Annotated in this window: 9 protein-coding genes and 1 tRNA gene; 3 read left to right on the top strand and 7 right to left on the bottom strand. The window is 42.3% G+C overall.

Features of this window, described 5'->3' with window-relative positions; translation table 11 throughout:
- The first annotated feature begins 149 nt into the window (after window positions 1-149).
- From KTO58_RS22025 to KTO58_RS22035, 3 genes are all read left to right on the top strand, one after another.
- Complete coding sequence (locus KTO58_RS22025) at window positions 150-716, top strand: MarC family protein (RefSeq protein WP_095837328.1); 567 nt, start codon at window positions 150-152, stop codon at window positions 714-716.
- 75 nt (window positions 717-791) lie between these two features.
- Window positions 792-863 (top strand) — tRNA-Arg (locus KTO58_RS22030).
- A 639-nt stretch (window positions 864-1502) separates the two neighbouring features.
- Window positions 1503-2558, top strand: coding sequence for a GNAT family N-acetyltransferase (locus KTO58_RS22035; RefSeq protein ID WP_157752791.1), 1056 nt, complete (start codon window positions 1503-1505; stop codon window positions 2556-2558).
- An 86-nt stretch (window positions 2559-2644) separates the two neighbouring features.
- Here KTO58_RS22035 and KTO58_RS22040 read toward each other — a convergent pair whose 3' ends face one another.
- The 7 genes from KTO58_RS22040 to KTO58_RS22070 form a co-directional block, all read right to left on the bottom strand.
- Window positions 2645-3724: a glycoside hydrolase family 130 protein gene (locus KTO58_RS22040; RefSeq protein ID WP_225859868.1), complete on the bottom strand. Its 1080-nt coding sequence runs from the start codon at window positions 3722-3724 to the stop codon at window positions 2645-2647.
- A gap of 39 nt (window positions 3725-3763) precedes the next feature.
- Window positions 3764-5758: an ABC-F family ATP-binding cassette domain-containing protein gene (locus KTO58_RS22045; RefSeq protein WP_225859869.1), complete on the bottom strand. Its 1995-nt coding sequence runs from the start codon at window positions 5756-5758 to the stop codon at window positions 3764-3766.
- A 465-nt stretch (window positions 5759-6223) separates the two neighbouring features.
- Window positions 6224-7795, bottom strand: a complete 1572-nt coding sequence (locus tag KTO58_RS22050) for a hypothetical protein (RefSeq protein ID WP_095837325.1) — start codon at window positions 7793-7795, stop codon at window positions 6224-6226.
- A 152-nt stretch (window positions 7796-7947) separates the two neighbouring features.
- Entirely contained in the window at window positions 7948-8877 is a 930-nt protein-coding gene (locus tag KTO58_RS22055) for a GDP-L-fucose synthase family protein (protein WP_095837324.1), read from the bottom strand.
- A 5-nt stretch (window positions 8878-8882) separates the two neighbouring features.
- Window positions 8883-9998, bottom strand: a complete 1116-nt coding sequence (gene gmd, locus KTO58_RS22060; RefSeq protein ID WP_095841445.1) for a GDP-mannose 4,6-dehydratase — start codon at window positions 9996-9998, stop codon at window positions 8883-8885.
- 62 nt (window positions 9999-10060) lie between these two features.
- Complete coding sequence (locus tag KTO58_RS22065) at window positions 10061-11206, bottom strand: glycosyltransferase family 4 protein (RefSeq protein ID WP_225859870.1); 1146 nt, start codon at window positions 11204-11206, stop codon at window positions 10061-10063.
- 8 nt (window positions 11207-11214) lie between these two features.
- Window positions 11215-12255, bottom strand: coding sequence for a glycosyltransferase family 4 protein (locus tag KTO58_RS22070; RefSeq protein WP_157752790.1), 1041 nt, complete (start codon window positions 12253-12255; stop codon window positions 11215-11217).
- Window positions 12256-12320: the final 65 nt, after the last annotated feature.

Below are 12320 nucleotides of genomic sequence, written 5' to 3' on the forward strand. Positions count from 1 at the left end.
GCGCACTACCACAATAAGCAACAAAGAACGGAAATTGGAAAGCAACTACCAACAGCTTTTTACAGGCCGCCCAAAACTTAACGAAGCCAATCTTTCCACTACCTACGGTCAGATCAAAACATTATATTTGTTAAAAATGTATCAACCAAATGTTTAGCTTCGAACAAATCCTCGCCATCAGCTTCACCCTGTTTGCCGTGATTGATATCCTGGGCTCCATCCCGGTACTCATCTCGCTCAAGGAGAAACTAGGCAATATAGATGCTGGTAAAGCCACACTCGCCTCTGGCTTCCTCATGATCGGATTCCTGCTGGTAGGTGAGCCCTTTCTGAAGCTCATGAGCGTTGATGTCAACTCCTTCGCCGTAGCCGGCTCCATCGTGATTTTCGTCATAGGCCTCGAAATGATCCTAGGTATCGAATTCTTCAAAAGCGAAAAAGATGCAAAGTCAGGCAGCGTAGTGCCCATCGCATTCCCCCTCATCGCTGGCTCCGGAACACTCACCACCGTCATGTCCCTCAAAGCGAATTTCGGAGAGTACAATATCATGGCCGGCATTCTGATCAACCTCGTTGTTATCTATATAGTACTGCGATCACTGAGTTACATCGAAAGAATATTAGGCAAAGCAGGCCTCATGGTAGTACGTAAATTCTTCGGGGTTATCCTCCTCGCCATAGCCGTGAAGATCTTCAAAAGCAATGTAAACCTCTGATTTTCAAAGTATAAAAAAATAATTGGCGGCTTTTGCTATTCACCGTAAGAAAATGTAGCTTTGCCTTCCTTTTCCGGTCTCGTAGTACAATGGATAGGACGAGGGTCTCCGAAGCCCTAGATGCAGGTTCGATTCCTGCCGAGACCACAGACACATAAAAAAGGCGTTCGATCGAACGCCTTTTTTATGTCTATATATAACCGGTATTATCATCATTCCTACCCTTATTCTACCACATCAGGACCACATCAGTAGAGCTCGTTAATTCCCGTAACAAATAAGGTAATAAGCAGAAGAACGAACAAATTACTTCAGCCAGATAAGCAATCCTTTTGTCTCTTTAAACCGTATATAATTACTGATATTCTTTTTCATTTCGGCCTGGCTAACTTTAGCGATTTCCCCAAACGTACCAAGGGTAAATGCTAAATAAATGTGCATTGATCTTAATTTAATTACACCTTTAACCACTCGTTAACACAACTCATATTATATATATAATCCATTGGTTAATACACCGGTGCGACATTTCATTTAATCATATAAAAATATTTATACAGGTATAACTTTTTTAGGTACGCATTTTGCAAATACTATTAAATGCTGTCAACATGTAACAGTCTCTAAATGTTTTTATCCATCGATGTTTGATACCGGCCAGTCAATATCTATGCAATAACTTTTAGACGTTATTATCGCCCTTAGGGGTAGTCGACCTATGCTCATTTTTTGTAGTCAGCAAATCCGCCACCGCAATGAATAGTTAATCTAAAATTCAATAGTTGTATGGGTATTTTTATTGGTGTGATGAACCCCATATGGAGCAGCATGCTGGAAGAAAGCGATTACGACTTTTACCATCTTCCGGAATATGTCTCTATCGAATCCAAAATGTTGCAGGGAGAAGCGATCGCCTATTTTCATCAGGAAGGAAAAAATAAAATGCTGATTCCACTTATCAGACGGAAGATCCCTCCACTTAACAACAAACCTAGAGAATTGTACGATGCCGGTAGCCCATATGGCTATCCAGGTATCCTCTTCAATAGATCATTCGACTATAACGTAATGGACGATTTCCTCGGACAATTCATCGAAGATGCAGGGGAATTACAACTGGTCTCTACCGTGATCAGGCTTAATCCATATTACAATAACGTGATGTTCATGGAAACAGAACATGTCAGACAAGTCACACATGGCCACACTGTGTGGATTAATTTACAACATGACATGAAAGAACTGTTTACCTCCTTCTCAAAAAATCATAGAGCTAATATTAAATCTCTACAAAACGATAAATTCAAAGTCATAAAAGGAAACTGGAAATATTACCAGGAGTTCGTCGATATGTACTATAGTACCATGGATCGTAATCAGGCCAATAACTATTATTACTTCGATGAACACTACTTTATGATGCTGAAAGCTACACTGCAAGAACATCTGCAACTGTTCGTGGTAAAAGATGCAAATGGTAATATCTGCTCCGGTGGTATATTTACCCACTACAACGGCATCATACAAAGCCACCTCGTAGCTACCCGACAAGAATATCTGCAACTCGCACCAGTAAAACTAGTCTTCTACGAAGCCATTAAATGGGGCAAACAAACAAGATGCAGATGGATGAACCTCGGTGGCGGAAGAGGCTCTCCCACAGACTCCCTGCTGCTTTTCAAACAGGGATTCAGTAAACTGAAACGCAGATATAGTACCCTGCAGATCGTACATGATCAGGTGAAGTATCAGAATATCTTGCAACAACTGAATAACGAACCTAGACAAGCCGACTTTTTTCCTGTTTATAGAGCAAGCCCCTTAAAAGCTATCAGTAGTTAACCAATTCCTATCAATTACTATCTGGCAAAACCTCTTGTAGCAACGGACAGCAATGCCCGCAGGCAAAGTATGTTCACTAAAGAGGATCACTTTCCAACCGCAACAGCGATCCTGGAATCTGCCGTGCCATAGTATAAAAACCAGTGACCCTTAAACGATACCAAACCTTCCAGGAAACAAACATTATTGACCTGCCCGATAAGCTCATATGACTTATCAGGCGCAAAAAAATAAGAAGAACCCCGGGAGATCATCCGGGAAGGACTCGTCTTGTCCATCACCACCCGCCCTGCTGTATAGGTTCCAGCCGGCAATGCCGTATCACCAGTTGCCGGATGGTTCCTGCTGTTGTATATAAGAAGAATACCCTCCGCCGTCAATAATGGCGGAGGTCCCGGCTCTACCAGGTCACTGTCAAACATCCCTGGCCTCGGCCGGATCACAGGTAATAGACCACCATCATCCGCCAGTACAGGCGTCCAATGCAACAGATCTGACGAATGCGCCAGGTAAATGTTCGTATCCCCCCAATACATCCAATATCGCCCGCCAATACGCTGCGCTATTAACTTATCCCCTTGCTGCCGGCACACAATAGCACCAGACTTAGACCAACCCTCCGCATACCTCCCATTATACACATCCCGAAATACCGATCCGTGTTTTTTCCAGTGAAAAAGATCTGATGAAGTAGCTACGAACAACCGGGCAGTATGCCCGTCATATGCCGTATAGGTAAGATAATAAACCCCTTGCTCATCCTCTACAATACGAGGATCTTCACAACCACCCTCCCATTCATACTCCTTGAATGCATCATTGTCCGGATATAATACAGGCGTTTCATATCGCGAAAAGTGTAAACCATCCGCACTGACAGCCACTCCGATACGGGACGTACCTGCATACCGGCCTACACTATCCTCCGCCCGGTATAACAAGTACACACTGTCATTCCTCACCACAGCAGCTGGATTAAACACATCCTTCTCCTCCCATCTCACTCCTGCTTTCCTTACCGGACAATAAAATGTTGTATTACTTCGTAATGTCAGACAGGGGTTAACACTATCTACCTTCATAAAATGAAGGTCCTGTGCTTTGACCTGGGCAACAAATAACAGTAACAGCAATGCCGTCCAGGCATGCATTACAGACCGTCTCATAACGTGGCTATTTTCGGTGAACAACCGTTATACCTTAACTTAACCATTCAACTCACTCAACTCCAGCCATCTGAGCCCTTTTTCATCCAATAGCTCCAGTATTACGCCAATCCGCTGTGTCAGCGGCTCTAATTTTTCATATGGTAAGGTGCCAGCAGAAAGCTGTACATCAATGTCTTTTTTCTCTTGTTCCAGGTCACCGATCTCTTTCTCCAGCAACTCCAGTTCCCGCTTTTCTTTATAGGATAATTTCCTGCCACTATCCTTACTTACAGGGGCTGCTGTATTAATAACTTCCGGCTTCTTTTCTTCTTTTTTCTCCACCCGCTCCTTTGACTTCCTATCCTCTTCACGTTGCCACTCACGGTACTGTGTATAGTTACCGGGAAAATCACGAATCGCTCCAGCTCCTTCAAAAACAAAAAGGTGATTCACCAGCTTATCCATAAAATAACGGTCATGACTCACAATGATCACACATCCCTGGTAATCCAGTAAAAAATCCTCCAGTATACTGAGGGTAGGCAGGTCAAGGTCATTGGTCGGTTCATCCAGTACCAGGAAGTTGGGATTCCTGAAAAGGATGGAGAGCAAATGTAAACGCCGTCTCTCACCACCGCTCAACTTGGATACAAATGTATATTGCTTTTCCGCCGGAAACAGGAACAATTCCAGGAATTGTGCGGCACTTACCTTCGTACCATCCGCCAGCGGAAAGTTCTCCGCAATACTCTTCACAAATTCTATCACGCGCATATCTTCCTTCAGGATCAATCCCTCCTGCGAGTAATTACCAAATACGATGGTCTCCCCTACGTTGATCTTACCGGAATCTGCAGTCTCCTGCCCCAATAATAAATGCAGAAAGGTCGACTTACCCACCCCATTCTTACCAACAATACCAATCCTTTCCCCCTTGGAGAATGTATAATCAAATCCCTTCAAAATGGTCAGATCACCATAGGCTTTATACACCTTCTTCAACTCTAATATCTTCCCCCCTATACGGGTCATCTTTACATTCAGCTCTAGCTGCTGCTCCTGTATACGGGTAGTAGCTTTCTCCTTCACATCATAAAATGCATCCTGCCGGGCCTTCGACTTGGTCGTTCGTGCCTTTGGCTGACGACGCATCCACTCCAGCTCCTTTCTATACGTATTACGGGCCTTTTCGATGCTGGAACGATCACTTTCCTCACGTGCCGCTTTACGCTCCAGATAATGCTCATAATCCCCTTTATAGATGAACAGCTGTTGACGGTCCAACTCCATGATCTCATTACAAACACTGTCCAGGAAATACCGGTCGTGCGTCACCAACAGTAACGTCACCTTCTCCTGGTCCAGATAACTCTCCAGCCATTCGATCATTCCTACATCCAGATGGTTCGTAGGCTCATCCATGATAAGCAACGTATGCTTATGCTCAAACCCTATATCTATCAATACTTTAGCCAGTGCCACCCGCTTTTGTTGCCCCCCAGAAAGGGTACCAACAGCCTGATCCAGGTGATGTATATTCAACTTCCCCAGGATCTCCTTCACCTTCGTATCAAAATGCCAGGCATTCAATTCGTCCATCTTGGCAATAGCCGCCGTAAGTAACTCCAGGTCCGGCTCATGCCCTTCCTCCGTAAGCAACTCATACTCTTTGATTGCATTCAGCACCGGATGAGAATGGTCAAAGATGTTCTCCAGCACAGACTTCGACATATCAAAATCCGCCCGCTGTTCCAGCATTACGACAGTAACATCCTTATGGATCCAAACCTTACCTTCATCCGGCGCTTCCTTCCCGCAAAGAATACGCAACAGCGTTGACTTTCCGGTACCATTTAAAGCCACCAGGGCAATTTTATCCCCTTCTTCAATATGAAAAGAAATATCCTGAAACAATGGCGCCGCGCCATATGATTTTGTAAGCCCTTCTACTGTTACGTAATGCATGGCGCGAAGGTAGTAAAAAGTGCGGATGCTATAGGTAGCAGCCTTACCGCCTCTTCCCATCGTTAAAAACGATAAGAAATTTCGCAAAAATGAAACATCATTACAAATCAATCACTTATACAAATTTGCTGGTATTATTTTTTTCCGTACTTTCATAAAAGTGATCATATGAATATCCTATTGATATTTTACTGGCAAGTGCCGGTGCATCCTAAATAGAAACCCGGAGGAAATATCTTTACTATACGAAACACGTTGGCCATAAAGCCGTTCCCTTAAGGTTTTTATACCCTCTACCTCGCTGAATAAAGACACTGTCACCAAAAACAGCGTAATACATCTCTCGTATTACTTGCCACCGGATGGTTGCTACTGATGTAGTACCCATTGGAAGATCGGCCTTTATCCATCTGTTTATCTCTGGCCTGTAATCCCCCTCCTTCAGGGAGGGGGCGGCCCCCCTTTCAGCAATGCAAGACCCATCATAAAAAGCGCAGCCCCCTCAGTAGTGATGAGGGGGCTGCGCTCTTATTAGAAATAGATATTGACTCGTTAGAAGTCGTAATAGAATTGTCTGAAAGTACTACGTAGGCCAATCTGGAAAATGAGGTCCCTATTCTTTCCGAGATCATTCTTTTCCTGCCGCCCGATCACAGATGCCTCAACACGAAGATTGTTTTTGGGATTCAGCAAAAACGCCAGTGTTCCTTGCAAGTATACCAATGTAGTGCCCACACCCTGACCTATCTTATTACCATAATCCGGCGTACGGGTAAAGTAAGATTTGAAAATATCTTTACCATAGTTCGTTGCAGAAGAATCCAATCCATACCTCGAAACGTTCACTTGCCCACGAAGGAACCAACGTTTATACTGGTAATCTGCGATCGTTACCCACTCTACAAAGTTGGCTCCGAGAGGATGTGCCAATGGCTGATTATAATGACCATAGTTGTTAAGGGTAGTTCGTTGAGAATAAGTAAACGGACGCGCAGCGTTCACCTCCGTCAATATATTCAAATGAGGTACTTTGAAAATATTATTGGACCGGAAACCTACCTGGCCGGCAAATTTATTGGCCCACCAGCCTTTTCCGCCAAATACTTCCTTCAACTTAAACTCATCCAACAGAAATTGACCATAAAATGCACTATTATGATTAACAGCATATTTCAGATTAAAGCCCAATAATGCATTATCTGCAGAACCTACAGAAAACTCAACCGGCCTCAGAAATACAATAGGATTTAAATAGCTAGCATCAAATCCACGCTTTCCCAACGAGTCTGAATCCTGCCAAATAATTGATGCAAATAAACCTAATGATATCTTTTTACTGATGTTCCAGTCTAAATAGTTGAATACGCCCCATTTTTTCCTATATCCATTATCGTATGATGCCTTAGGATATCTCATATCTATAAACTGCGCCCACATAGTCGTGTACTGCACCTTTCCCACATTGGCAACTACCTTGAAGAATGGATAGTTAAATGAGTTATCTGACAACAACATGGACCTGTAACCATCACCAATAAAATTCCTGTCATATCCCAATTGGAAAGTAAAATGTTTGCCAGCCTGATAATTTAATAATGCAGAGGCATAGGCAAAGTCAAATGCTTTTCCATTGCTATAGTCTTTCCATTCCCCTTGCCCAGGAACAATTTGATTAGCTCTGCCATAAGCATCTAAATATTTCGGAAATTTACCTTGGTTTTCGTAAAACTCAGATCGAAACGTAAAATTCTTGCCAATACGACCTCCAACTTGAGCCCCCCTGGTATTCAACCACGTTGTACCGTTATCATTACTACGTCCTACCATCAGATCCGGAAGAAAATCGCCATAAAACTCATAGTCATCCTTGTTAAACTCCAATAGGTGTTCCTTAAATAAGATCCGATGAAACCAACTACGCTTACGCATAGTGTCTCCTTGAGGTAATTCAAACGTAGACTGTACCATGTAATCACGCAGTGACGAGTGATAACCGTTTGTATCTGCCATTGGCTGATAGAATCCAAGTGAATATTGACGCCCCACGCTTTGTGCACTGGCAGAAGAGCATACCATAAGCACACAGAGGGTCAACAGGGTAAAAACATAAGGTTTTTGTAGCATAAATAGAATTTTGCTTGCCAGGGGCAAAGATAATGGTTTTGAAATAGCGACAGTGATAAGGAATAAGGCGACAAGGTCGTGTTTAGAATTTTTTCAATATAGACGTCAACGTAAATCCCAGACAACAAAAGAACACGATTATTACGATCACATTACCAGGATGATTTGTCAGCATGCTCATAAACATCACGGATACCGCTCTCGAGTTCAATTGTTGCCTTCCATCCATAACTTCGAAGCTTACTAATATCCATTAATTTACGCGGGGTGCCGTCCGGTTTAGTAGCATCAAAAATAATATCCCCTTCAAATTTCAGGATATTTTTTATCATATATGCAAGCTCCCTAATACTTATATCTTTGCCAACACCAATATTGATGACACCTTCTTCATTAAAATGCTTCATCAGAAAAACACAGGCAGCCGCCATATCATCCGCATGAAGAAATTCCCTTAAAGGCTGACCGGTACCCCAAAGTACTACTTCTTTTTCTTGGTTCTTTTTCGCAAGATGAAATTTCCTTAACAGCGCAGGAAGAACATGAGAATTTTGGATATCGTAATTGTCGTTAGGACCATAAAGATTGGTCGGCATCACGGAAATAAAATTACAACCATACTGGGACCTATATGCATCGCACATTTTTATACCGGCTATTTTGGCAATTGCATATGGCTCATTCGTCGGCTCCAGCAACCCTGTAAGCAGGTATTCTTCTTTAAGCGGCTGAGGAGCCAGTCTTGGGTAAATGCAGGAAGATCCTAGAAACATCAGCTTTTGTACACCATTACGATAAGACTCATGAATCACGTTATTCTGGATCATAATATTATCATATATGAATTCGCCACGGTAAGTATTGTTAGCCATTATCCCCCCCACTTTGGCTGCAGCAAGAAATACATATTCGGGCTTCTCTTGCTGAAAAAAAGTATGCACCGCCTGCTGATTTCGAAGGTCCAATTCTGCAGATGTACGCTTAACTAGATTAGTATAACCGGCGGCCTGTAATCTCCTCGTAATTGCAGAACCCACCATCCCACGGTGCCCCGCTACGTATATTTTATTCTGTTTCTCCATATACGTTATTCAAACTGGTTTAAAACAGTATATCCGGCATCTCTCAATATTCTTTCACGTTTAAAAAGTTCGACATCCGCCATAGTCATCTCTTTTACCAGAGTCTGAAAATCATATTGAGGCTGCCAGCCCAATTGGTGTTGTGCCTTTGCCGGATTACCTATCAATAAGTCAACCTCCGTAGGACGAAAATACCTGGGATCGACTTCAACCACTTCCTGACCCAATTGCAATGCACAATCAGGTTTAGTAATATTTTTTACAATGCCTTTTTCGCCCAGACCATTACCAATAAAAACAATCTCAACACCGGCCTCAGCAAAAGACATCAGTATAAATTCTCTTACTGTCGTTGTAATACCAGTAGCAATTACATAATCCTCCGGCTTTTCCTGCTGAAGTATCCTCCACATAGCCTCTACATAGTCCTTCGCATGGCCCCAATCCCTTTTCGCGTCTAAATTACCTATATATAATTTATCCTGCATCCCCAATACCAGCTTAGCCACCCCTCTCGTTATCTTCCGGGTTACAAATGTCTCCCCACGCAATGGACTTTCATGGTTAAAAAGTATTCCGTTGCAAGCAAACATGCCATACGCTTCTCTATAATTGACGGTAATCCAGAAGGCATATAACTTCGCTACCGCATATGGCGATCGGGGATAAAAGGGTGTTTTTTCCGATTGAGGTATCTCCTGTACCATACCATATAATTCAGACGTAGATGCCTGGTATATTTTCGTTTTTTGGGTCAACCCTAGCAAACGGACTGCCTCCAGTATACGTAATGTCCCAATCCCGTCGACGTCAGCCGTATATTCAGGCGTTTCAAAACTTACCTGCACATGACTCATTGCTCCCAGATTATAGATCTCGTCTGGTTGAACCTCTTGTATAATACGTATCAGATTGGTACTGTCAGAAAGGTCACCATAATGAAGTTTAAAGCGTAAATTATCGTCCTGGGGGTCCTGGTAAAGATGATCAACCCTGCTGGTGTTGAACAAAGAGCTACGGCGTTTTACACCATGTACAAAATATCCCTTGGAGAGTAACAATTCTGAAAGATAGGCACCATCCTGGCCGGTGATACCTGTAATAAGGGCAGTCTTCTGCATTTGAACAGCTATTTTTTGTGTTAACAATCCAAACCTACTCAAACATGACCTAATATAAATGCTTACCTAAAGGCCTTTACATATCTGGTAATTATCTGCGAATATATTTCGAAAACTTTTTTCAGGCCAAACTGTCGCTCAATCTTTATCCTGCCCAGCCTACCCATCTGTCCTCTATCCGCATCACTCATATTAATGAAGTGATCCATCTGCATAGCCAGGCCCTTTGCATCCTTGGCTTCACAAAGAAAACCGGTAACCTTATCCTCTACCAATTCCCTACAACCCGGGATATTAGTCGTAATAATTGGAAGACCTAACGCCGCGCTTTCCATCAGTATCGTCGACATACCTTCTCTATAAGATGGAAGCACCACACAACTGGAAGATAAAATAAAAGGCTTTACATCATCTACACTCCCATGATAGGTTACAAGGCCTTCTTTAACCCATCCTTTTACAGTATCTTCTCCAATAGCACTAGGATTGTTTACATTGATATAACCTAATAAATGAAAATGTACATCAGGATGAGTGGCTTTGACTTCTCTGGCTGCCTGAATATATTCTTCTACTCCCTTATCAAACAATAACCTGCCAATAAAAATAAAATTAAGTCCCTGCCACTTATCAACGGTATAATTTGTGGGGTTAAACTCCTCTTCTGCATCAATGCCTTCTCCAGTAGACAGCAGCCGGGCCTTTCCACGAGGTATGATATTCCTGGAAAGAAAAACTTCCATATCATCAGAATTCAGGAACCAGGCTTCATCAGTATATCTCAGGGCAAACTTATATACCATCCTTCCTATCTTTGATACCAGATCGTTGTTGATAAACGTATAGCCTAATCCTGTTATAACGCTTACAGATGGTATACCTGCTATACGAGCAGCTATACTACCATAAACATTTGGCTTAATAGTATAATGGAATATAAGCCCTGGACGAATGGAACGATAATGGGATACAAGCTCTCTAATCAAAAAAACATCTTTGAATGGATTGATCCCTTTTGCAACCAAATGCTCTAATGAAACAAATTTCGCACCGATTTGTTCCAGTCGGGGTACATATTCATCAGCAGGAGCGAGCAGTATTATCTCGTATCCACTCCCGATTAAATGTTTTATAAGTCCCCTCCTGAATTTAAACAAACTCCATGCAGTATTCGCAACCATTAATACAACATTGTTATTCGCCTCCATATTGCCTCCTACGGGATTCTTTTTGTTATGTTAGATATTAATGAACTTTTATACTCCAGCGCGTTCTCGAACTTGGCATGACTGTTTTCCGAAATCTGGCTATATAGCCCGGTATCTGCTATGACCTTCATCACTTTGCTAACGACGGCTTGCATGCTCTTTCCGTCAGCCACGTCAGCCCATATAGCACTTTCCATATCACGTGAGTAATTTTTTATTTCGCCTACAGGAGTAACGATACAGACCAGCCCATTTTGCATGGCCTCAGCCACACTCATTGCCATTCCTTCTACCACACTTAACTGCAGGAAAAAATCATATTGCTCAAATAGCTTATTTGCCAAATCAGGCCTTACCTCTCCTTTTATATGAACTACATCCTGCAACTGCAATCGTCCTATAGTATTTTGTACATTTTCGATATCTCCGTCATCACGGCCATATATATCGAAGCGGGCGTTAATCCCTTGTTGTCGCAACATATGGATCAATTCAACAGCAGCAGGAATATTTTTGACTTTATTGATTCGACTCAATGACAAAAACTTAACCTCTTGTGCAAATACAGGCGATTTTCGTTGATATGATCCAGTAGAAGTTTTCAAAAATGATATCACGCAGACAGGAGCTTCAACCTGATGGATATTTTTGACAAAATCTGCGGTCGATATTGCATCAACAAATATGCTATCAGCCGCTCTGATCGCAGACTTGGTAAAAAAGGCATCTAACTTATGGAAAAAGAAAGTATTATGAATAAACGAAATAAAATGCGTACGAGGCATGAATCTTTTTATGAATGTCCCCATTAGGGAAGACCGCCAAAGAGAACATATAAGTATTTCAGGTCTAAATTTCAGAGCGAAGGACAGTACCCTGTACAAACAAGCCGGCAATAGCCATAACGCATAATCAAACGAATATAAACAAGCCCGATCTTCTTCACTAATAGTAGCCTCAAGACCGGGAGTTATTTTTCCTAACACTATGACTCGAAGATCAAATGTTTTATTCAAAGCCGGAAGTGAAGATAAAAATGCCACCTCCACACCTCCTATATTTATATCATGTATGATATATAGCAATCTCTTCCTTGAATTCATGTATTTATTAC

The organism is Chitinophaga pendula (assembly GCF_020386615.1).
Taxonomy (GTDB): domain Bacteria; phylum Bacteroidota; class Bacteroidia; order Chitinophagales; family Chitinophagaceae; genus Chitinophaga; species Chitinophaga pendula.